Below are 23,897 nucleotides of genomic sequence, written 5' to 3' on the forward strand. Positions count from 1 at the left end.
TGGCAGATGGCCTCTAATCATGCGATGATGTCTACCCTATTTCCAAATGACTAATGCCAGGGAGGCAGACTCATGCGATTACCATCCCTTTTACTGGGTTCTGTGCTATCGTTTTCAGCATTCGCACAAGATTATCCTTTTAAATTAATCATTAAATATAAAGAGAACTCTTCATTGGCATCTCTTTTACAGCAATTACAGACCTCAAAAGAATGGACTGTGGATTCCCTGACACCTATTGCCGGCGGTGCCTACAACCTAAGTCTGCATACCCAATCAAATCTCTCAGCAGAAAATGAACTGCAGAGAGTTATCAACCAGTTAAAGAAAGATCCGCGGGTTTTGTATGTAGTAAAGGATCGAATCGGGCATTTTAAACCGATGGCTATGCCGGATGACTCATCCTTGTCTGAGCTTAACCACGCATTGCAATGGGACGAGTTTACTGCTCCTGGCGGTATTATGCTTGAAAGCGGCCCAGGTAAAATGGATGGCGCCTGGTTGTACACCAATGGCGAGAGCTCCAAGCCTACGGTGGTAGCGGTTCTGGATACCGGCGTAGAGCAGCATATGGCTCTGATGTATAATTTACTCAAAGATTCCGATGGCAATATCTGGGGCTGGAATTTTGCTGGCAATAACAGGAATTTATCCGATGAAACGGGCTCCTACCATGGTACTCATGTTGCCGGAACCATTGCAGCTGTCAGCGATACCATGCTGGGTGTAGGGCAGCAGCTTAAAATTTTACCTCTAAAAATTCCTGATGCATCGGGAATGTTTTATGAGAGCCAGGTTATCAATGCTATCTATTGGGCTGTCGGTGGGGAGGTGCCGGGTGTTCCACATAATCCTTATCCCGCAAAAGTATTGAACATGAGCTTTGGCGTGGACGAGCGTCCTGGCAAGGAAGTCGATCACTGTGATGAAGCATTGCAGGAGGCCATGTTTTTCGCCAGAAAGCAGGGGGCTGTGGTTACTGTCGCTGCCGGAAATGACAATGAATGGGAACATTACAATGCACCAGGTGTTTGTAATGGCGCAATCAAAGTTGCTTCAACCGGGCCCGAGGGACTTCGTGCGTATTATTCAAATTATGGACCGGGTGTAAGTTTTGCCGCACCGGGTGGTGATGCCCGCTATGGCCGGACTGGCGCCATTTTGTCTACAGTAAAACCTGGGGGCGGCTATCAGCACAGCGGCTATGACTTTTATCAGGGAACCAGTATGGCTTCTCCCCATGCTGCAGGGGTCGCCGGTCTTGTGTTTGCTATCCGCGATGGCCAAATCTCTCCAGAGAAGGTGGAACAGATATTGTATGCCACCACTCATCCCTTCGGTCAGACCTCAGACAGCAATAAGTCCTGTACGGGTACTAAACCCTGCGGACACGGTATTCTGGATGCTGAAAACGCAGTGAAGACAGCTGCCGCCAATTTTGATGCAATTATCAGCCCGCCAAGCTTTCAGGATTTAAACCTGAAAAAATGCAGGAATCATCAGTTGACCTCCCAGCCTCTGACGAATAGTGAATGGAAGCTTATTAATAAACGTTGCCAATCTGAGGATGCTTATTTTACACCTGAAGTTCATTTGAAAGGGCAGCAAATCGTGTTGAATTACCAGGGCGCCAGTTATGTCAGAGATATTAGCAATTATAAACACTGTGAGCTGATTAGCAGGGACAGTGTGGGTTGTTATTACTAGTGAAACCAGAGCGATCCTTCTCGAGCGCCGATCTGGATTGATTGGCTCGCAATGAGGACTCCCCGTCTTTGCGAACAAAGCTCGCAAAGACGTTCAGGCTCCATGTCTCCCGACTGAACTCGAAAAATCCCTTATCGATGAAAACAAATTAATATCGTCCTCCGCTGACAGGCTCTGTCCAAAAATCGTATTGGTCAAACTTTCATTATTTAAAAATTTTCTATTATACAGACAGGCGATTCTGGATTCTCGCAGCTGCTCCAGGGCCAGTTGTCCCTTTGCCAGGATAGCTTGCTGCCATTGTTCCTGGAAAGCAAACGATTGCTCAGCCAGATTGCGGACAATATCAGCCAGGACAATATCACCAGACCAGGCTTCTACTGGGCTGTTTGAGCGGCCAATTAATGCTTCATGGGTAGCGGGAAATAACCAGTTAGTGACAATATGCCTATATCGTTTGTCTTCATGACAATAAATGCTATTACTGTTTTTATCCATAACAGCGCTAAAAAAAGGCGTGTTAAATTTCCATTTCTCAGGGAAGTACTGGAGTAAAATTTCCCATAAATTCAGGTTGCCATTATGAGAATAATAGCCATGAATTTTTACATTGGTGGAGAGAAGGCCAGACGGTTTCCTGTCGTTAAACAGATAACGCAAGCGATCGGTTGGCCCTCCGAGTACACTGTCGATTAGATAGAGCTCAAGTGTTTCAACTTTCATCGTCTTGTCAATAATTTGCGAATATAACCATTGCCTCATTTGACATAGCGTAAAGCCGCCCCGGCTCCAGCCTACGCCAAAAATAGATAAGGTTTCGCCTGCTTTTTCAGCTTCTATCGACTGTTGAATCAGAAAATGTTTAATTTTTTCAAGATTATTATTGATTCCATTATCGCCAATGTGCCCATCAACCAGCGCGGCTATCGATTTGACTAAAGAACCTTGAGGCGCCGCAATATCTGTTCCTGGGCCATCCAAAATAAGCGTATTTTTTTCATGGCAATACCGGGCGAGCTGACTAATAAAATTAATAGGGTTATGCATAAGCCAGTTGGCTGCGTAACGCAGTCCAAAAAAACTGAAGTACCCCATTTCTTTATTATTCTGTGTCAGGGAAATTGAGCCGTTAGCGAGAATAAGGACTTTTCGGGTTTTAGACATCTTACATCCCATTAAGGCTTGGAAGTTAAAAGTTTTATTATTGCTATAATTTTATTATATTCCAGGATGAAACTGTAAAACTATGGATAATACTCAATATGATTTCCGAATTATTGTCATTGATGACAATATCGAAATCCATAAGGATTTTCTAAAAATTCTGACAAAGAATGTCAAAAATGAGTTGGATGACCTCGGCGCTCAGTTATTTAATTCGAACCAGCTCATTTCCAATGATCCTGTTTTGCCTCGTTTTAAAATCGATACCGCCACCCAGGGGGAAGAGGGGGCTGCCCTTATTGAAAAAGCAATCAATGAGGGAGAACCCTTTGCCCTGGCATTCGTCGATATACGAATGCCTCCGGGCTGGGATGGTATAGAAACTATTCAAAAAATATGGACTATTGATCCGGATATCCATGTCGTGATTTGCACTGCTTTTTCGGATTACAATTGGGAAGAGACTATACAGGAATTGGGACATAGCGATAAATTTTTAATTCTAAAAAAACCATTTGATCATATTGCAGTCAGACAATTAGCTTATGCATTAACACGAAAATGGAAATTAATCAGAGAGTCTGAGGTTTACACTAAATCACTCGAGCAGGCGGTTGAAGAGCGAACCGAAGTGCTAAAATACCAGGCAACGCATGATATGTTGACTGGATTAGCCAACCGCGCACTCCTGCATGATCGGATCCAGCAGGCCATCGCTGCTTATAAGCGGCATCAGATTAGCTTTGCCCTGTTATTTTTTGATCTGGATCGCTTTAAGCTAATCAATGACAGCCTGGGGCATTCTGCCGGCGATGAGTTATTAACCTGCATTGCTAAGCGGTTGCTGCCAACCGTTCGTGCTTTTGATACGATTTCCCGCCTGGGAGGGGATGAGTTTGTTATTGTAATAACTGAGCTTAAAGATGTTAATTATACACCTGTCATAGCGGAAAAAATGCTTGCACTGATCAAAGAACCCGTATCAATAGCGAATCGCAGCCTGAGTATATCCAGTAGTATGGGTATTGCAATCTATCCCCAGGATGGAGTGGAAGCGGATGATTTATTACGAAATGCTGATGCGGCTATGTATCATGCTAAAAAACTGGGGGGAGGGCAATTTCAATTTTATTCAAAGGAAATGAATGAAAAAGTGCTCGATCAGTTGGAGTTGGAGTCCGCTCTTTATCAGGCGATTAGTAATAATGAATTTTCACTTTGGTATCAACCTCAACTTCACATTGAGAATCATAAGCTTGAGGCAGTAGAGGCCTTAATCCGCTGGCATCATCCTCAGAAGGGTATGCTCTTGCCCATTGATTTTATTCCTCTGGCTGAACGAAACGGTTTAACTATTCCAATTGGCGATTGGGTGATTAGGCAAGCCTGCATGCAAAATAAAGCCTGGCAGGAAATGGGTTTGCCTCCTATTCGGATGGCTGTCAATCTGACTTCACAGCAGATCAGTCAGCTTGATTTTGTACAAAAAGTGAAAAATATCTTACAGGAAACGCAATTGGAGCCCCATTATCTGGAGTTCGAATTAAGTGAAACTTCATTAGTTAATGATGCGATTGTCCAAAAGATGAACGAACTAAGGACAATCGGTATTGAAATAGCATTGGATGATTTCGGTACCGGTTACGCTAATTTACATCATCTACGCAATTTGGCGTTGAATCGGCTTAAAATTGATCGGTCTTTTATAAGCAATATACAGTTTAATCGTAATGACGAAGTTATTATCCACGCAATTATCGCTATGGCGCGCAGTCTTAATTTGGAGGTCCTTGCCGAAGGTGTGGAGACAGCGAAACAACTCGATTTCTTGAAACAGCATCATTGTAACCAGATTCAGGGTTTTTATTTTAGCAAACCAATGCCGGCTGATGAATTGACATTTATATTAAAGAATCCGGAGGAAATTGAAAAAATACTAGATATCAATAAGGAATGATATGAAAAAAATAGGAATAATGGTTTCTCTGTTGGTCCTGGTCATCGTTTCCATTGTTTACTTCTATCGTTCTGCGCAGACTATGTCGTTGCCCACCTATTTTGATTACAGCCCTGAAGAGCTAGCCTCATTAAAAGGCTTAAATTCAAACCAGTCTATGACAGAAGCTTCTCTTAATAAATGGGATAAGCTAATGTTTGCTTTGGTCAAATCAAACAAGTTGGGGGATGCGCCGGCTTCAAAAGTTTATGCTTATGTTTATACGGCGCAGCGTGATGCGGCATATATATCTTATAATGCTAAACATTCCTTTAAGGGAAATCTGGATGTCATCTCTGCTAAAGTACTCTGTCTGTTTTTCGAAAAAGATTGCTCAACCATACTATTCCAAACCCATTCAGATCCCTATTCTGAAAAAATTGCTGACTTGGTCCTAAGTAAAATCAAAAATCGTCTGGCAGTCGATAAAAAGAGGGAGAAGCTGTCTGAGGAGAAAAAAGGGAGTCTTTTTTGGAGGGGGGACTCTCCCTATTTTGGGCAGGAAGTCGGTTCCTGGAAAACCTGGATTATTCATTCGCCCACTCAGTATGTGGCAAAACCACCGCCGGCACCGGATTCAAAAGAGTGGCAGAACCAGTTAAAGCAAACTCAGGATGCCTTAAAAAAGATTAGTCCAGAGCAAATAAAAGAAGTGGTATTTTGGGCAGGAAACCCTTCCACTATAACCCCGCCGGGTATTTGGATTAAATTTGCCAATGAGTATATGGAAAATAAACAGGTATCCTTTCCAAAAATGCTGTTTATACGCTCTGTACTGGCAATGGGGATAGCTGACGAAGTGATTAACCTGTTTTATTCAAAGTATACCTATTGGATAAAGCGTCCCTATATGCTCAATCCGGCAATAAAAACAGTAATGCCTACTCCCAATCATCCCAGTTATCCGGCTGGGCATTCAGGAATTTCAGCAACCGCGGCAGTGATTCTCTCCTATTATTTTCCAGAAAATAAAAAGATCTGGTGGGATAAAGCCCATGAAGCGAGTTCAAGCCGGGTATGGGGTGGAATTCATTTTCCAATTGATGGTAAGGAAGGATTGGTAACGGGGCAGCGGGTTGGAGAGGCCGTTATTAGTGCTCAGCCTGAATTAAATTCCCTGGGAATAAAATGAGTATTCGTCATAAAATTTTATTAAGCATGCTATTGGTCGCCTTTCTGTTTATTCCGGTTAATCTGTTTATGCTTACTCGTTACACAGAGGTGAAAGAAAATTTTCTGATAATTATTGAAAGGACAGTACCGCGATTAGAGGCCTTGCTAACCATGAAAAATTTAATTACGCGAATTAATTTTTTCATGAGCTATGACGAGAAGTTCTCACCCCAGAATATTAAAAACCTACCAGCGGTAAAGGATGAATTTCTATCAATACTTGAAGAAATGGGCGAACAGAGAAACGTATATCAGAAATATGCACCGGTCGGAAAAGATAAAAATGCAACTCGCCTTAACCAGTTGCGTGACTCAGTTATACTGACCGCACTGGATTTATTTCTGGCAGGTGAAAACAAAAGGCCCGCTTCGGAGATCCAGAATAAAGCTGTTCTTCTGGAAGAAAAAGAAAAGAATTTAAATGAATTTATCGATATGCTGCTAGTGCAGGAAAGCACACTCCTGGAAGAAGAAAGGGATAAAACTATTAATGCTTCTGTTGCACTACTCAATTTATTGTTAACACTGAATGGTTTTATATTTCTTATAACGCTTGGTTTAAGCATATTTTTAGCAAATATCATTTCAAAACCAATTATAAAACTAAGTCAGTTTGCAGGAAATATTGACTATGATCACTTAACCCCCATGCTGCCAATTCTTACCCGGGATGAAATTGGCGGCTTGCAAAGCCATTTGAATGAAATGTTAAAGAAGCTTGAACGTGCAAAAGCACGATTGATTGAAACTTCGCGTGCAGCAGGTGTCGCGGAGATAGCAACCAGCATTTTACATAATGTGGGAAATGTTTTAAACAGTGTTAATACTTCTGTGGCCATGCTTTCAGAAACTGCACAGCAAAGCTATATAGTTCAGCTGCCCAAGCTCTTATCGATTTTGGAAGAAAATCAGAATAGGCTGGATACTTTTTTAGCTGAGGACGAGCGCGGTAAATTATTTATCCCCTATTTTAAAAAACTGATAGAGCAGCTGGAAAGTGAAAAGTCGAGGATGTATGAGGAATTACGGCAACTTAATAATAACCTTACCCATGTTAATCAAGTGATTGCCATGCAGCAAACTTCGGGGCAGGCAAGTTCTATCATCAAAGAGTCAATTGAGCTGGAAGAATTGATTGAGGATATTCTTCTTTTGTATGCTAATCGTCTGCGCAAAGCCAGTATTAATGTAGAACGTCAATATAGGGATATCCCGCCAATCGTTTCGATTAGAACCAAAGTCCAGCAAATATTAATTAATCTGATAAAAAATGCAATCGATGCATTGATTGCTGCTAACCAACGGGAAAAACGTTTAATCATCAAAATTGAGCTGACATCCGGTATAGCCCGAATCACTGTCGGCGACAATGGGATTGGAATAAACAAAGAGGATTTGAGCAGAATTTTTTCTTTTGGATTTACCACCAAAAAAGAAGGGCATGGCTATGGGCTGCACAATTGTGCGCTTCTGGCGCGTGAATTAGGCGGCGAATTGCGCGGACAATCTAAAGGAGTTCAGCAGGGGAGTGTTTTTACTTTAAAAATCCCTCGATAACAGGGTGGCCGCTCTGATGGCCCACCAGAGCGAGTAGCAGAATTAGAAAGGAGTCGGGCAGGCACCGGATTGTTTAGTCAATTCGCTAAGCAGCGAGATTGCATTGTTAATTACTATAGCTTTTGCTTCCTTATTACCATTGTACAGAACCCAGATCTCAGAGCCTAAATTCTCGCGTATTTTGATCAGACCCTCAGCGCCAGTCTGCATTAAAGTTTCAGCACCCATTCCATTTTTCAAAAGGGCGATTACCTGTTTTGCTTGGGTAGCGAAACCTACCTGATCTTTCTCATCAAGACACAAAAAGTCATCGACTGGTATTCCTTCAGAAAATAAGAGGCAGGTATTAGTTAAAAAAGGGTTGGTAAACGCATATTCACCCGGTTTTGCGTTCTCATTCTGAATGCGATGCCTGGATATTATTTTGAGAAAATGATTACGTTTACCGGCGTCTACATTAAGAATGTCTACCATGTAGGGGGATAAGTCCTGCAGTTCTTTCTCGGTTAATATTCCCTTCGCTGATGTGAGATTAGCAGTTCTGGTTTTTGGGGAATCAGTCAAAAACCGATTCAAGTTTTGCGCCTGATGATGCTCTGTAATCAACTCAAGTTTCGCATTGAGGGAATTGCCAAGTAAGCTTTGCAAAGCGCTTGTGTTTACCTGAATCCCTTCCGTTTTATGGGTTTCCGCCAATAGAATATTATCGTAATAGAGGGATGCTTCATTGTTTTTTACTTGTACACGCAACCGGGTAGTGGCTGTTTCCAAATACATGCTGCCGTCCAGAGGATCTCTTTTAATATGTTTTGGGGTTATCAGTTTCATCTGCAGTAATGCATTTCGCAGATACATGGAAGTTTTGTCAGAACTAATTTTGAATTGGGTTTGCATATATCCTATCTCCTCCTGAAAAAATCTGTTCAATTGTAAATCAAATTAATGGTTAATGTAAGCAATTTGATCTATTTGGTTTTTAATTAATCTAAAAAAGAGAGTGAATACTCATAGACTTAACATAGGATAAAAATGCTGTGCATTTTACGATTAATAATCTCAGGATCTGCTATCTACGTCCGGCGTCTGGTTACAGAGGGCCCTACACAATGCAGACCACCGAATCCCTGCGGCTTCGACCGCAGGGCCCACCCGAAGCCTATTTAGAACATCGATCTTGCTAGTTAGGGTAATGTTTAAAAAGCTCGGTTTGATTGCTTTTCAATCTCTATTTTTTGGTAAAATTGAAAATTCATTGGGGAGCCTGTTCCACCTCGGCATGGGCCCCGCGGTCGAAGCCGCGGGGATTCGGAGAATGTCTCCACCGCGGGATTCGGGGCGGGAAGATAGTTATTATGGCTTGTCCGCAGTAAATGTTTTACAAGCCGAATAAGGGGAGTTGTATGCTTTCTTTTGAATTATTTTGCTTCAATTTAACACCGATGCCTAACAGACGGACAGGCATGCTTTTTCTGGAAAAACCTTCCTGTATTAATTGATGCAAAAGGCGCAAATCGATTTGACTGCCAAGACGCTCAACCGTTGTCTGCTGGAAATCGCTGAATTTTAATTTAACAAACAAGCCATGGATGTTTGACTGCTCACCACTGCGCTGTATCCGGATTTCAAGACGGGCGATGAGTGCAGGCAGTGCCGACAGGCAGGCGTCAATCCCCGCCAAATCCTGGGAATACGTTTCTTCAACACTGATGGATTTTCTAACTCGCTCCGGGTTAACGGGACGATTATCAATGCCCCGTGCCAGCTCATAAAGCCTCAGTCCCATGATTCCAAATTTAGCGGTCAGATAGTCGGCAGAATATTGCTGCAAATCGGCACAGGTATTGATATTAAGGGATTTCAATTTTTCTTCCAGCTTCGGACCAACTCCAAAAAGCCTTCGTACTGGCAGCTTCAGAATAAATGAAGCAATATCCTCTGGCCGGATGACCATTTGGCCATTGGGTTTGTTCCAGTCACTGGCAATTTTTGCAAGGCTTTTGTTTGGTGCGATGCCGGCGCTGGCCGTCAGTTGTCTTGTTTCATAAATCCGGGCACGGATTTCCCTGGCGATCCAGGTGGCGCTTCCCTGGCATTTTGTGGATTCTGTGACATCCAGATAGGCTTCGTCAAGGGATAAAGGTTCAATAAGGTTTGTATAGTCAGCAAATATAGCTCTGATATATTGGCTTTCCTGTTGATAAACTTCCATGCGCACTGGCTGAAGAACCAATTGAGGGCATAGTTTAAGCGCCTGCGCTGTCGCCATCGCCGAGCGGACGCCAAACTGGCGAGCCCTATAATTACAGGTTGATATCACTCCTCGGCGCCGGGAATCTCCTCCGACAGCAAGCGGTTTATCCGCAAGCTCGGGAAAATCGCGCATTTCAATGGCTGCATAGAAACAATCCATATCGATGTGAATAATCTTTCTTGTCATCAGAGTGAATAGGCCAAAAGCTATATAAGCAATTATATATCCGGAAAGTGATAGATATGTAGTAGGGAATATAAGGCAAATATATTCCGCTTCATTTACCTTAACTTAAGAAGGGGGCGTTATGGGGAAAATAATCCAAAAATCCTATTATGCTAAAGCAAATCGATCTAATTACCTCAATAAAACTCTAGATGCCAGGAATTATCCCGCACTAAAGTCCGCCTTCTAAATTAATTTCATATATAATATATTTGCTCATGTTGATTAATATTTGTTATCATGAATGCAATAACAGCTACGCTAAATAAGTTCATAACAGGTTTTTTTGACAGAGCAATGAGTATAATAGGGGCTCAGAGCACTTGTTGTTAATTTGATGGGTTTTTTTGAGAATAAACATGAGTACAAAAGTGGAAATTTACTATATTGGTAGTCAGTCCGAATTAAAAATGGCGCAAAAGCTTCAGGAGAACCTGACTAAACATGCTGGTAACAAAGCCAATGATATTCCCTTATCAAAGTTTGGTACAAAAGGTAGAGTAATACCAGAAGAGATCATTTTGATGGCTCATAGTGACCAGACCCGCCAGTACATTGGAGATCTCACGCCAACGCAGTTAGCACAAACGCTGGCTTCGCAATTTAAAGGCCAGAATTTATCCCAGCTGAAGTCCATCAAACTGGTTGCTTGCGAGGGAGGATACGGGGAGAGGCCTTTAGCTCAGCAATTTGCAGAAGCATTATATAAACAAGGTTTCACCAATGTGGTGGTTAAAGCGGCCACTCATCCTAAAGAAAGTAAAATTGGCGGCGTAGTGTCTGTAACAACCCAGGCTGGAATCTCTGTATTGTCCGGTAATGAGGACGGGATGGTGACTGCGGTCATGTATGGCAATCAAAAGACTGCTGACTACATAAAATGGAAACAGTTAAAGCGTATCCCTAATAAAACTGCAAGAAACCCGCAGGGTGGGCGAACTGAAGAGCAAGAGCAGCAAATGCAAAATCTTGCTGATAAATATAATAATTTTATAGGGTTTAGTGAAAAATCACCTGATTACTGCCTTATCAAATTACTGAATAATATTGAAGACCTCAATGCTCCGCAAAATTGTTATACAGCCAGTGGTGTCCAGTCATCAGTCAGCCTTGATGCAGTGATTGCCCTGGCTTTTTTAAGAGAGAGAAAACGATTACATGATCTACTGCATCATGAGACAGAAGCCCAATATTATGCGCAGATCATTGAGCAAATTAATAAGAACCCTTCACAGGGGCGATCAGAAATTTTCGCTTTACTGGAAATCAATGTAAAGGGAACAAATGCCGGCTGGAGAAAGGAAGTTAAAGATGAACTCTCCCAATCCCTAAAGACAAAAACGATAGCAATGAACCTTGCTGTACGCCCTACTAAATTGGAGTCCATTACCCCAAAAATCGAAGGAGACCAAGAGTATTTGGCTAGATTACTTAAAAAAGATAGTTATTTCGATAAATTCTGGCGAAGTATTTATGGGGCTGAAGCGTTTATAAATGACTTACGTATCAACCTGAAACGCCACTCTACGCAGATCCTTTATGCAAAAGCAGAACGCGAAGACATCATTGGCCTCATTCGTTGCCAGGAAGAAAAAGACATAGAGGCTGGAAGGTTGACGGAGACAAGAACGAGTACCCATTTTGGTAACCTTTTCAGCGCAACTAAAAAAGTGGTTCAGGAGACAAGTACTGATCTCCCCCTCAAAAATTTATATGTTGAACTAAAGGCTTATTGCGACCAGCAAAATCCGACATCAGCGGGCTGGACACGGGTAGAGGAAGCGAGAAGTCACTATCATAAAAACCAGCCCACAGAAAAGAAAAGCCCCGAGCTGGAATCATTAATAGAAAGGCTTGCAAGGAATGATCAAAAATTCAGGGACTTGAATAAAGGTCTTGGAATTATAAAACAACAAGTTGATAAGGCGATTGAAATCTATTTAAAGAAATATGACAAGGGTGAAAACACTGATCAAATCCATAAACCCAAAGTCGCTGTTATGAAGGCTATGAAAAATTATGCCAATGAATTAAGTGAGGAAAACTGGCATACATTGGAGGCCGCGGCAAATAGTAATCCTGGATGGGATAAGGGATGGTTTTCCAAAGTAAGATTTTTTATGGCCGAAGTTACAGAGGCGCGTAAAGAGCAGATTAAGGAAACAGAGCGGGTAATATCGGATCTTAATAAAGGAATCTGAGCGTTCAAGACAGATGCTGATTTTGTAGGTTGGTGCTGAACGAAGTGAAGCCCAACATCCCGTACAGTAGCGAATGTTGGGCTTCACTTCGTTCAGCGCCAACCTACACGTAAAGTAATAGAGATTGGGTTAGAAAGTGATTCCGTGGACATTTAGTGAGCAGGGTGATAATATTTGGTTCTTTAGTTTTTTTAAATGACCATGCCTAAAGTAGTCGAATTTATCCAATATATTCCGAAAGGCCAAAATAGCCAAAATAGCCAAAATAGCCAAAATGCTGGTGATTCCCTTAGAAAATATATTCCGCAAACGGAGCTTGACCAATACAGCACCGATCCCTTATTTCTGCAGTTAATGGATATTCCTATAAAGCGATTTCAATACGAGAAAGCGGCAGAGCTTATTGGGAATTTCATTAAGGCTAATGCCAAGGAAAATGATAAATCTTCTTTGGAAGACGCAGTTGAGAAAAGAATAATTGAATGCTTCCACAGGGTGATGCGTTTGCCAAAAAATGTCTTTGTCCAGGAGCTGGGGAAAGAGCAAATCAGTATTCATGTAAATCCCTTACTGGATATTTTCCTAAGCCAATTTTCAGATGCGCTGCGTTTGAATAGCAAGGCGAAAGAACGCGAATGTAATTTTAATGAAGCCTTTCGTCTTTTCTGCCGAATGCTTGCAATAAAGGCGGTGCTGACATGTCAAAATGTGCCGCTGCCTTTAACAGCGGCACAGGAAGCTTCTCCAAGAGATGTGAAAAGATCATTTAAAAATCTTGAAAAGCGTGCTGCTGAAAAATTAGGATCCGCAGCTCCTTCTGAGCTGCCACAGCTAAAATATAATGAGTCTCTTGGGTTGCTTGCTAACGGGAAGATGGCTTCAGGCTATTTTATGGATTCCAGGCGGTTAGAGGCGCGTTATTCCCAAAAGAAATTGTCACCTGCTCTTGCATGGAAGGATACTCAGACAAAGATGAGTCTTTTTGAAAATACTCTTAAGCGCTATCTGCGAGAACTTGAGAAACCCTGCCGTGAAGGCAGCCAAAGAAGGATAAGTAACAAACTGCTCATAAAAGATATCATCGGACGAAGAGGCTGTGGGCAATTCAGCCCGCAACTGACCATTGATATTCTTCAATATCTACAATGTGTCTACTCCCCATTAGTGATTCGTTCTGTAATGGACAATAGTGCCGGGTGGGGGGATCGTTTCACCGCTTTTATGGCTTGCCCCCAGATTGAGTGGATAATGGTTAATGATATTGCCGACCTGCAACCGATTTATCAACGCATGCGGCAATTTTTTAAATCGCAGAAAAATATTGCTTACCTGCGTAAGCCTCTGGAGGATATACAGCCTGAAGATTTACCCTGGAGAAATGGAGGGCCAATGCGTTTTGACGCGCTGATCAGCAGCCCGCCTACGACTCAGGAATGTTATGGTGACTTTGAAGGGCAAGCCTGTCAGGTTTATAAGACGCCCCGGGAATATATAGACAAATTTCTGGTCCGTCTTGTTCATTGTGCACAAGTGGTGTTAAAAGCTTCCGGAGTAGTGGCTTATGAAATTAAAGGAAATGGTTCTTCGGTTAAACACAAGGAATTCAAATATGACTATTCAGGAGAGTTGTATAAATGCTTTACGCAAAATCCTTCCCTGTTTTCCAATGCAAGAATGACCTTGATAGAGTACACTGGTTTCTCTAAAGGCCGATATGGAACGGAAGGCACCTATCTGGTGAGTGCCCAATACACACCAGTGATGCCGGCGCAATTATTAGATCGATTACCCATCCCCGAACCTTCTTCCAATTCATACAGTGAAGGCGTGAAACGCAAACGTGATGGTTTTAACGAACATCAGGGAAACATGCCCAAACAGCCGCGATACCCTGAAAAGGCTGAGGAGCTGGTAATTAAACCCGATGAACAATTCAGACGCAGGATTCTTATTAAATTCGGATTATTCAAGCCAGACCTGGATTGTGATCAACCCGTATGCCCAAAAGCCCTCGCACCGGCCTCGTAATTGATACTTGATATTTTTATGTAGCTTGGCGCTGAGCAAGCGAAGCCCAACATCTCGAACAAGATCGAATGTTGGGCTTCATTTCGTTAAGCGCATAATTACATTGTAGGCGATAGGTAATCTCTTTCACTGGGAGTTGATGGTCCACCTATCTGAGAATAGGGGACATTTTTTATTTCGGAAATGCAAAGCGATAATTGATTGTATTGGGTTTCGTCTAATGAGTGCCTATTGTTTTGAGCATACTGCTCAATCTTTTCGCATATTTGCTCAAACAAGGGCACATCGCAATGCATAGTCATGTTTGTAATGTATAGATACAGCGTATCTTTTGGAGGACTAAAAAAGGCGGGATCTTTTACAGTCTTTCTATTGAAGATAAAAGGATATTGGTCAATCAGTTGGCTTTGATTATTATTTCTAATTATCTTTAACAAATGAACAAAAGGGGTCATATCATCAGCTTGAAGCATTTGTGAGATTAATTTATCCACAAATAACTTGCTGCAAGTTTGTTCCGTTTCCTTAGGATTGTTGTCATGAACGAGGATAAAGTCCAGTAGCTTAATGGATTCAGCAGGATTTTGAGAAACCTGCAGCTGCTGTTTTAAGAACCTGATAAATCGAAGCCGTATATCGCTTTTATCCCCATTCAGTCTGTTTTGAATTATAGCAACTAAGGGTAATAAGCGAGGAAATAGTTCCTGTTGCAAGATCATTTGATAACCATGGATATGCTTATCTGCAAGTCGGCTTTGGAATTCCTCTAAAAAGCTGAAAGCATTACCTGGTTTACCTAACAGGCTTGGAAGATTATCTGCGGGACAATTTCCAAAAACAGCTCTAAAAAATGACAAATAATCTTCTTGATGTTGATAATTAAATAATTCATTGAGATCATCAGTAGTTGATTCTTTGTAATTGATGTTTTTATAGGGTATTTGATCTGGAGTTCTGAGCCATCTACTGTCTTTAAGCTGACGATAGAAGAGATTAATATGCGCTAAAGTCAGGTTGGAGTCTTCTCTAAAAATAGTTTCGAAAAAACGCCGACTTTCATATTCTAGAACTGAGATATAATCCTCTAGTTGAATTTGCGACAATAGATATCTGGGAGAAATTGCTGCCAATGCCGGCCAGAAATGCTTACGGGGAGTAATTGAATTGTGAGCGACAAATAAAGTGTATAATACTAGTTCAAATTTAATATCATGATCAAAATGTCGGGTGATCTCCGGTAAATAACTAGGAAAGTCGTCTCCAAGACTAAACGCTAAAACATGAATATCTTGTTGAGAAGGAATATCATTTTTATCAACGAGTTGTAGTATTCTATTGAATACTATCGGACGAATTGCCTTATCTAAAAATACCACCTCTCGTGTTGCATTAAATTGAAAAGGGGTGTTGAATATTCGCGCAAAAGGAATATTTTGAAAAACAGATTTTTTCTCTTCAACCGTTCCTTCCATAATGGAATGTAAAAAAAAGAGACTGCCAGCTTCCATCTCTTGAGCTGTGTATTTAAGCTGATTAATAAATTGGTTATGTACTTTAGACGGGATAGTTCTTATTAATTGGCAAAGTTCATTAAAAGTAGCTACATGATCCTTGAAACCTCCTAATTCTACAATCGATATTAATGAATCACCTGACAATAAACGTAAGAGATTTGGCAATAGATCCCGATGTGTAGATAAAATGATGGATTTCAAATGACTAAAAAAAGCAACCTGATAAGACTTTGGTATAGCCATTAATAAATAAGATAAATCTAAAGAATTCGCGAATAATGTCGATAATTCATCTTGGTTAAAATGGGTTAATAACCAGTCTAGGAAGACCACCATCGAATCATCTTGTCCTTTTATAGTACCCCACATCTGAATATTAATAGCCACTACTGGTGATGTTTCTGGGTCAAGGAAAAGAGAGTTTCTTCGCAAAATCTCAGTAAGTTCGTTGGAAGAAAACAAAGATAGGAATTTCCTGCGATATTCAAAGGTCGATAGCTTTACAGCTACTAACTCACTCAGTACTGCCTTCACAATGGCATTGCGCAAGGGAGTAAGCTTGGGATGTTGCAACAAAGAGTCAATCAAATCGATTAATTGTTGATCTTGGTAGGGCATATAAGCGAAGGCAAGTTTAAAAAATTTCTCATTACAATATTGCTGAAGATCCTCCACTTCATAATTTGCGAGTATCGAAGACCAGTCATCCCTTGGTATAGCTTGCAAGAGCATAAAAAGAAAACCAAATGCAGGTGTACCAGAGAAGTCTCTTGCATCCTTAACCATCTCGCTGATGAGTTTTTCAGAATAGATTAGAGAAGAGGAATAGGGAAACTTACCTAAAACTGCCACCAAGCCATTTCTCAATAGATAGTTAAAACCATACTCTAGTGCACAAGAATAGATAGCAACCATTTCGGTAATTATTTTCTCAAATAAATCATTGGGCTCAAATAAAGCAACAAGGGTTGTATAATTAAGAAACTGAATAATATCCTTTCTTTCATTTTCTGGAAAAAGCATTAACATTTGCGAAAAATGAGTAACACTTTGATGGTGCCTTGATACAAAATCTTGGCCGAAATTGAGTAATAGATCTTTTCGGCTAGAGGCTTGAGTTTGTTCCATTAACAGATAAAATGGATTAAGAGTATGCCTTAAAATATTAATCACGGCAGGCTTTGTCCGCTTTAAAAGCTCTACTTCCTCGAGATCGGAGATAGTGATATTCTGATAACCTCGATTTTGTAAAAAATACTCACTATCAGGATGAAATTGTTCAATATAATTTGACAATTTTTCTAAGTCTAGAGGCGCATTAAAATCAAATGAATGCTCAATTTTTCTGGTATTTATAAGATGCTTGATATAGGCATTGAAAACAACTCTTGGTAATGCCAGAAGCTCATAAAAATTAGAAACATTATCTAAATCTTTCTCTTCAAATAATTGCAGTAACAGCGACTCATCGAGCAAACTTAGTAATTGCGGAAAGCGCCTTTGTGCCTCTTCCGGCTCCAGTGCATTTGCCAATGATTCAAGGGAATTTATTCCCCCAATCATTCGAATCAGTTTATTTTGCTCAGCGGAAGAAAGTTCTATCAATACTAAAAAAATACCACAAAACTCATAAGGCAAACTGGTGATATACTCAAATCCACCTATCTCTCGATAAACCCTCTCACTGCCATGCCCATGAAGTGCTGCAAAGAACGTTCCGACTTCGACTAGACTTTGCACAAGATTAAGCAGCATACCCTTGCCGCCTAACTGCTGATACAAAGCATAGCGTTGCTCTATATTTACTGAATTAATAAGCTTAATATACTGAATAAAAGACTTTGGTTTAATTAATCCAATTTGAGTAAACTGCGATTGGACAAGATAATAATCTGTTTCATCTGCACCCAGTACCTTCAAACTATCGTTATGATTGAAAAAACTTTCTTTAGAGGGCTGTGGGATAATGGCAAACACTTTTTTGTAATCATCAACTGATTTAATGAGCGTGCAAATCTCATCAAAACTGAATAGATTATTAGAAAAAATATCTATCCGTTGGTGTAATAAGATGAGCTTTTCTATAGAAGAAATAAATGATTTTAGCTCCACCAATCCAATGTGATTGATTAATATTTTTTGTTTTTCAAAAGATAAATTAGTTAAAACAATAAATAGGGCTTCATTTTTGGATAAATCCTCTCTCAATATGGTTAAATCAAGTGTGCTTAATGTGTCAAGAAACTGATCATCATTAAATAATGAAAAAAATACCGCAAGATTAATTGGGCTATGGAGAAGTTCCTGGAATTCAGCTGCAGGGATAATACGACATAAATGAAGTCTTCTTTCTGGCCTTAATAAGGTTAGAGTGGTTAAGAAATGGATCGTATTGTCGGTTATCTGATAATTAAACTTTTCTTTAAATTGCTTTAATAACTCATCCCAATTCTCAGGGGTAATAACATTTATAATGTGCGCTAAAGTAAACAATCGATACTGCTTTAGAATTCCTATTAAAAATGGATGATAAAGATCGAAAAAACGACCCCAATCGTTTGGTGGAATTTTCTCCAACAATGCGGAAAATAAAATTTCATTCTCCAGGAAGTCATAAATAAATTTTTCTTCAGTATTTATACAAATACGAATGCGATTCTTGGGTGGTAACTTTTCCAACAACTCCAGGAAATTGAGTTGAGTAAATTGTTTAATAAAACGACTTTGTAATAGTTTTATCGTTTCATCTGATAGATCGTCTAAATCAGTTAGATAAAATTCTTGAAGTTTTTGAATAGTATCGATGTCTGATTCAATAAGTTCATTAATTATACTATTTCTCAATTCAGTAGATTTAATATATGGAAGTATTTTAATTTTATGGCTTAGATTCAGTGTGAGTTTATCTTTTAGCGCATTATATATTTGTTCACAAATGCTAGGTAATTGAATCGACTTGAAGCAGGTCAACAATTCCATTGGACCAATGAACTCAAGACAGCTAATTACTGTAGGTAAATATTGTGAAAAACGAGAATCCCCTAAATACTTAGCGATACCAATAAACAAGCTGATCGGATTGACCTTGCCGTTATAATCAATTAAATAAGATTGGCGCCGCATTTCTGCTAAGAAAACTTGTTCTATTTCTTCATCGCTGAGATTTGCCAGTAAGGGTGAATCTTGAAAATTATCGCGCATGAGTTTAGCTGTCTGCTGTAAGCTTTTCTCTAGATGCGTATCGAATTGCTCTTCTTCACTCTGATATAAAAAATCAATTTTTTGCTTGGTGTTGGTGAGTAGTAAGGATAGATATTCCAGCATTTTAAATTCTTCATTAGGGAAAGAAAATTGCTGAATTACTACATCAAATTCATCCTTGAACGGGTTGTACACCGTCATCTCATCCAGAATGGATAAGAAATATTGCTCTTTTACCAAAGCGCGAAACCGCTCTTTTACCTGCAGATAAAAATCTTCTAAAGCTTCATCTTCATATTTTGCTTTATAGAGGGTTAATAATTTTTGAAATGAATATTCATTTAATACAGCTCTGATACAACTGTTGATGTCATTAATAATTAACTGATCCAGATCAGTTTTATCTAACACAAGTACTTTTGGATAAACACCATTAAGAGAGGAAATAATCCCATTGGCAAGCCCATGAGGACAACTTTCTAACTGAAATCCGTATTCGTTTTGTAGAACATAGAGGTTACGAAATAACAATAGTTTTCGATTAATAACTATTTCATCTAATACCGCATCTTGTTTATCGATGGCAGTTTTCTCTAGTAATTCCTTTTGTTCGGTGGTTAAGCTATTTTTATCATTGATTGCAGTCCAAACCAGGTTCATCACCATTAAAAGGGTTCGATTTCCTAAGTGCGAAAATTGAGTGTCTATCTGGTGAATTCGTTTAAATGCGATTTTAATTGTTTGACATTCTAATGATGAAAAATGTTTTTTATAATTGTTAAAATCCTGCTCCCAATCAGAACTAATAACTTCATATTTTTCTTGTAAAAAATTGACAGCAGCAAGAGCTGTTCTATTAACCACTGTGTCATGAGTATTTTGTGATAACTCTACAAATGATTGAGCTTTATGGTCTCTTAATAGTTTTTTAATATGATTGCCGACAACCGATGGCTCTTCATCGAGAATCAAATCTAATGCTGTTTTATCATTAACGATTTTATTAATAGGGATAAGCATTTGATTATCACTATCGCGTAAATTTAATAGTAATTGTAAAGCATGAATATTCTTTGCTCGCACTGCATGCATCAACAAAGTACCTGCAAAATCTTGATGGGAATGTACATCCGTCAAACCTGGCAGATTAGGAGATAGTGTGTTTAGAGTTTGCAGATCATCATTGTAGATAGCGTCGAGTATGTTTTTCATTGCTTACTTCAAAAAAATAGCGAATGGCGAATATTAAATTAATTCAACCAAAATTCCAACTTACTGAGCTAAAACTGTTAATAAAGAACCAGTAATTAAAAGTTGGTTAATCGTTTGACACGTGAGTTTTTGTTGAGAGGCTTGTAATAATATGCTTCTTGCTTTTATTTTAAAAATAAACCTATTGGCAAAGCAGAAGCCCAACATCCCGCATAGGAATCGAATGTTGGGCTTCACTCCGTTCAGCGCCAACCTACACTGCCTTCTTATTTAGGTGGCCATGGTATATTTAATAATCAATGCAGTATTTTCTTTACCGCTGTCGAGCAAGGCCTGGTAATAGGACACTATTATTTCTGCAGATGTGGCTGGAGGAAGAGAGTTGGGAAAGGTGAAAGCCAGGAAGACATTTTGTTCGCCAAATTTTTTCTCCAGATTAGAATAAATGCTGGCTAATTTTTTCTTGGCGAGTGTGGTATCAATTGGGGACTTTGCTGTATTTCCTGAGAGGATAACTTCGGCTTCGACTTTTTGTATCTGAGTTAAGAAACCGGAATATAAATCTTCCAAATCGAATATCGAATCGTCCAGTTGGTTCAGCTCAAATTTTGCAACGGCTGCAGGATGTTTTTTAAGGAGAGTTTGATACATATCACGCTGGGCAGTTATTAACTTGACAATGGCTTCATCAGAGGCGGTATTAAGGTGTTTGTTCAAAACACGTCTAATTAAAGAGGTGGCGTAGCTGTTAATTGTTCCTGGCGGTTCATTTTTATTTATAGAGTTTTTACATTGATTGATGAAGTCATTAAATTCCTTGGGATGCTTTTTCGAAATAGTGTTAAATAACTCATTTTCTTTATATTTACTCTCAAGCTTGGAGGTTTCGAGACTATTTGAAAAATAGGGCTTAAACCAATATGATCTTGCCCTGATTTGTTAGACACCCTGTTAAGAGAGTAAAATCTTAACAGAGGTGAAGAATGAACAATAATAAAACAGAACAAAAGATTAGCAGAAATAAATATAGTCCACAGTTTAAAGATCAAGCGGTAGAGCGAGCGGAGAAGGACGGTGTCCCCCAAGTGGCGAAAGATCTTGGTGTATCCGAAGCGATATTGTATTCGTGGAGATCAAAGAAGCAACAAGGCGGCACTACACTTGAACACCAAAAGCTTCAGCAGGCTGAATTGGCACGTTTAAAGCGAGAATGTGCAAGACTTGCAGAAGAGAATGCCTTTCTAAAAAAGGCGGCGGCGTACTTTGCCAGGGAAACGGAGTGAAGTACGCGATGATAAAGGAAGAATCGAAACACTTTTCAATCAAACTAATGTGCCGGGTATTGTCCGTGTCAGTCAGTGGTTATTATGCCTGGGCTGGCCGCAAGCCATCAAGATGGTCTGAGCGGGATCGTGATTTGGCTGAAAGAATAAGGAGTATCTTTAATGAGGAACGCTCCAGAGTAGGCGCACCCCGGATTACCAAACGATTAAACAATGAAGGTGAGCGGGTCGGCAAACAACGTGTTGCCCGGATAATGCGTGAACAAGGTTGGCGTGCAAAAGCCTCAAGAAAATTCAAGGCAACAACCAACAGCAATCACCAATTACCGGTTGCGCCGAACCTGTTACAACAAAATTTCAATACCGATACCCCAAATGAAAAATGGGTCAGTGATATCACCTACTGTCATACAGAAGAAGGATGGCTTTATCTGGCGGTGGTGATGGATCTATATTCTCGAAAGGTCGTTGGATGGGCGCTATCTGAACGCATGACCAAACAACTGGTGATTGATGCATTACAAATGGCTATATGGAGACGTAAACCTTCGCGGGGATTGATTATTCATTCGGATCGAGGCAGCCAGTACTGTTCGAATGATTATCAAAAACTTTTGAATAGTCATGGTCTTGTTTGCAGCATGAGCAAACGCGGCGATTGTTATGACAACGCTGCAATGGAAAGCTGGAATCACAGTTTCAAAGTTGAGGCTATTCATGGGGAGAGATTTTTATCACGCGCTACCGCTAAAAATCATATATTCGAATATATTGAAATTTACTATAATCGAAAACGGCTTCATTCAAGGCTGGGGTATCAAACACCAGATTCGTATGAAGTTAGAAAAGTTGCTTAGCAAGGTGTCTGATTTTTCCGGGCAAGATCAATTTTTCGTATGTGGCTATTTATGTGTTTGTAAGCCTTTTCCTTAGCAATAGTCCGTTTACCTCTTTTTCGTTGCCCCTCTGGTTTGTCCTTATGGTGATCGTTTAACCTAAATTGCATAGCCCCAAGTATGATGTCTACAGACTGAAGAATCACATGATCATCTGAATGAACATCAGTAATATTTTCAGGAGTAAATATAAGCCCATTTTTCTTTATTTGTTTATTGTGATTTAGATTAAGTAAGAACGATTTAAACATCATTGCTTTTTCTTTAGTATCAGGAATTTTGTCAAAATATAATCTAACGTGTGTCATTGGCTGTTGTAAATTCAAATACATCAAACCAAAGGAATGTTTTATAAATTGATAATAGAGAAGAAAATACTCATGCTCTCGATGATATTCTGATAGTTTTTGTGCAATATGTCTGTTTTGAGTAAACATTATTCGAATTTTTATATGGCCATTTGCAATAAGCTCAAAAAGTAAGTTAATAAATTCGATGTACTTATTCAGATAGTTTTCAGTTATTTTCGACCATTTAATTTCGCCATGAAGATTTAATTGCATCTTTTTTTGAATTAATCGCTCATTTACATATTCTAAGTCTTTTGAGTTGACTAAAGCACCGCCATAGAAATGGGAAAAAAACCTTCCTGAGATATTTGATTCGTCGCAATAAATAATTATTTCTTTAGACAAAAGAAACTCCATAACAAATTTGAATTCGTAAATTATCTTTTAAGGTTATCGATAAAATCAATTGAAATTTGAAATAGCTTCGGACGATGTGAATCTGGAACTATCATTAAACGATATAGTGGTTAACAAAGCGGGGGAGAGGACTTGAACCTCTCGATGGTTTTTCCTGGAGGACTAAAATTCATGTTTATGCAAAATCCCTCATAGGTTGAGAGCTTTCCGCCTGGCCCCCAAAACCATGCTCCGCACCAAATGCTTGTTACGATTGAATTTATATTAACCATATGCCTCTCCCTAATGATTTTCAAGATTGGCCATACAATCAACCCAAATAAGAGATTTCCTACATTTATTTGAAACTCAATCCCTATACCCAAGCCTATCTGCAAATAGCGTAGTAACTATTTACATTTTTGCATCTGTTTACGATCAACTGTTCTATAGCTTGCTTGTAAACAAAGTTACTTTACTCGCTATATGCACCAATTTCTTCAGGAACTCTGATCCATGGGTTATGATCAGGAAACTCGTCACCTTCCCGGTAACGTTTTCTGTTTGTAGTAAAATCGTTATTTATAGCATCAACAATGGGAACGTAATAACCATCGCGATCACATATACCATTGCTCAGGCAACTGTGGAATTCAAATAACTTAAATAATTTACTTTTAAAATCCGTATCCATGATAATTTCCATACATTAATACATGATAATTATAGCATAGACTAAAAGTTAATATTTGAAATGATAGTTAAAACAGGTATGCCTAAGTTTCTAGAAGAATTTTTTAATG

At 39.6% G+C, this 23,897-nt stretch carries 14 protein-coding genes; 7 read left to right on the plus strand and 7 right to left on the minus strand.

Translation table 11 applies throughout. The features are described from left to right. Positions 1 to 72: 72 nt before the first annotated feature. Entirely contained in the window at positions 73 to 1,707 is a 1,635-nt protein-coding gene (locus DYH42_RS04785; protein ID WP_058524689.1) for a S8 family serine peptidase, read from the plus strand. A 93-nt stretch (positions 1,708 to 1,800) separates the two neighbouring features. Here the strand turns inward: DYH42_RS04785 and DYH42_RS04790 are convergent, their stop codons facing one another. Beyond that, complete coding sequence (locus DYH42_RS04790; protein WP_058524688.1) at positions 1,801 to 2,871, minus strand: hypothetical protein; 1,071 nt, start codon at positions 2,869 to 2,871, stop codon at positions 1,801 to 1,803. Between the two features lie 82 nt (positions 2,872 to 2,953). Between DYH42_RS04790 and DYH42_RS04795 the strand changes: the two genes are divergently transcribed. From DYH42_RS04795 to DYH42_RS04805, 3 genes are read left to right on the plus strand one after another with little or no spacing between them, the layout of a single operon-like run. Then, complete coding sequence (locus DYH42_RS04795) at positions 2,954 to 4,828, plus strand: putative bifunctional diguanylate cyclase/phosphodiesterase (RefSeq protein ID WP_058524687.1); 1,875 nt, start codon at positions 2,954 to 2,956, stop codon at positions 4,826 to 4,828. A 1-nt stretch (position 4,829) separates the two neighbouring features. Then, positions 4,830 to 5,999 (plus strand): vanadium-dependent haloperoxidase, encoded by a 1,170-nt coding sequence (locus DYH42_RS04800; RefSeq protein WP_058524686.1) that lies wholly within the window; start codon positions 4,830 to 4,832, stop codon positions 5,997 to 5,999. Further along, entirely contained in the window at positions 5,996 to 7,597 is a 1,602-nt protein-coding gene (locus DYH42_RS04805) for a sensor histidine kinase (protein ID WP_058524685.1), read from the plus strand. The genes DYH42_RS04800 and DYH42_RS04805 overlap by 4 nt, the downstream gene beginning before the upstream one ends. 42 nt (positions 7,598 to 7,639) lie before the next feature. Here DYH42_RS04805 and DYH42_RS04810 read toward each other — a convergent pair whose 3' ends face one another. Together DYH42_RS04810 and dinB are read right to left on the minus strand one after the other, a co-directional pair. Beyond that, positions 7,640 to 8,491 carry a hypothetical protein gene (locus DYH42_RS04810; protein ID WP_058524684.1) on the minus strand — a complete coding sequence of 284 codons (852 nt, stop codon included), beginning with the start codon at positions 8,489 to 8,491 and terminating at the stop codon, positions 7,640 to 7,642. A gap of 481 nt (positions 8,492 to 8,972) precedes the next feature. Then, positions 8,973 to 10,034, minus strand: a complete 1,062-nt coding sequence (gene dinB / locus DYH42_RS04820) for a DNA polymerase IV (protein WP_058524682.1) — start codon at positions 10,032 to 10,034, stop codon at positions 8,973 to 8,975. A 398-nt stretch (positions 10,035 to 10,432) separates the two neighbouring features. Here dinB and DYH42_RS04825 point away from each other — a divergent pair, with 398 nt between their 5' ends. Beyond that, entirely contained in the window at positions 10,433 to 12,274 is a 1,842-nt protein-coding gene (locus DYH42_RS04825) for a hypothetical protein (protein WP_058524681.1), read from the plus strand. A 201-nt stretch (positions 12,275 to 12,475) separates the two neighbouring features. Continuing rightward, positions 12,476 to 14,302: a hypothetical protein gene (locus tag DYH42_RS04830; RefSeq protein ID WP_131792980.1), complete on the plus strand. Its 1,827-nt coding sequence runs from the start codon at positions 12,476 to 12,478 to the stop codon at positions 14,300 to 14,302. Between the two features lie 98 nt (positions 14,303 to 14,400). Here DYH42_RS04830 and DYH42_RS04835 read toward each other — a convergent pair whose 3' ends face one another. Continuing rightward, positions 14,401 to 20,229 (minus strand): hypothetical protein, encoded by a 5,829-nt coding sequence (locus DYH42_RS04835; RefSeq protein ID WP_058524679.1) that lies wholly within the window; start codon positions 20,227 to 20,229, stop codon positions 14,401 to 14,403. Between the two features lie 270 nt (positions 20,230 to 20,499). Next, a complete protein-coding gene (locus tag DYH42_RS04840; protein WP_058524678.1) occupies positions 20,500 to 20,946 on the minus strand; it encodes a hypothetical protein in 447 nt (148 codons plus the stop codon). Between the two features lie 266 nt (positions 20,947 to 21,212). Between DYH42_RS04840 and DYH42_RS04845 the strand changes: the two genes are divergently transcribed. Further along, positions 21,213 to 22,369, plus strand: a protein-coding gene (locus DYH42_RS04845; protein ID WP_115316892.1) for an IS3 family transposase whose coding sequence is annotated in 2 segments (ribosomal slippage) — positions 21,213 to 21,471 and positions 21,471 to 22,369 — 1,158 coding nt in all. Because the reading frame shifts where the segments join, the coding sequence is not laid out codon by codon here. Here DYH42_RS04845 and DYH42_RS04850 read toward each other — a convergent pair. Both DYH42_RS04850 and DYH42_RS04855 read right to left on the minus strand, forming a co-directional pair. Continuing rightward, on the minus strand, positions 22,366 to 23,103 hold the full coding sequence (locus DYH42_RS04850; protein ID WP_162263112.1) for a DUF3800 domain-containing protein: 738 nt from the start codon (positions 23,101 to 23,103) through the stop codon (positions 22,366 to 22,368). The genes DYH42_RS04845 and DYH42_RS04850 overlap by 4 nt on opposite strands. 466 nt (positions 23,104 to 23,569) lie before the next feature. Then, complete coding sequence (locus DYH42_RS04855) at positions 23,570 to 23,788, minus strand: hypothetical protein (RefSeq protein WP_058524674.1); 219 nt, start codon at positions 23,786 to 23,788, stop codon at positions 23,570 to 23,572. Positions 23,789 to 23,897 lie beyond the last annotated feature (109 nt).

Source organism: Legionella birminghamensis, from assembly GCF_900452515.1.
GTDB lineage: Bacteria > Pseudomonadota > Gammaproteobacteria > Legionellales > Legionellaceae > Legionella_C > Legionella_C birminghamensis.

Excerpts from the sequence above, each read along its gene's own strand:
- DYH42_RS04825 (WP_058524681.1), top strand. The coding sequence starts at position 10,433 with ATGAGTACAAAAGTGGAAATTTACTATATTGGTAGTCAGTCCGAATTA.
- DYH42_RS04795 (WP_058524687.1), top strand. The coding sequence starts at position 2,954 with ATGGATAATACTCAATATGATTTCCGAATTATTGTCATTGATGACAAT.
- DYH42_RS04805 (WP_058524685.1), top strand. The coding sequence starts at position 5,996 with ATGAGTATTCGTCATAAAATTTTATTAAGCATGCTATTGGTCGCCTTT.
- DYH42_RS04790 (WP_058524688.1), bottom strand. The coding sequence starts at position 2,871 with ATGTCTAAAACCCGAAAAGTCCTTATTCTCGCTAACGGCTCAATTTCC.
- DYH42_RS04835 (WP_058524679.1), bottom strand. The coding sequence starts at position 20,229 with ATGAAAAACATACTCGACGCTATCTACAATGATGATCTGCAAACTCTA.
- DYH42_RS04800 (WP_058524686.1), top strand. The coding sequence starts at position 4,830 with ATGAAAAAAATAGGAATAATGGTTTCTCTGTTGGTCCTGGTCATCGTT.
- DYH42_RS04785 (WP_058524689.1), top strand. The coding sequence starts at position 73 with ATGCGATTACCATCCCTTTTACTGGGTTCTGTGCTATCGTTTTCAGCA.
- DYH42_RS04855 (WP_058524674.1), bottom strand. The coding sequence starts at position 23,788 with ATGGATACGGATTTTAAAAGTAAATTATTTAAGTTATTTGAATTCCAC.
- DYH42_RS04810 (WP_058524684.1), bottom strand. The coding sequence starts at position 8,491 with ATGCAAACCCAATTCAAAATTAGTTCTGACAAAACTTCCATGTATCTG.
- dinB (WP_058524682.1), bottom strand. The coding sequence starts at position 10,034 with ATGACAAGAAAGATTATTCACATCGATATGGATTGTTTCTATGCAGCC.
- DYH42_RS04830 (WP_131792980.1), top strand. The coding sequence starts at position 12,476 with ATGCCTAAAGTAGTCGAATTTATCCAATATATTCCGAAAGGCCAAAAT.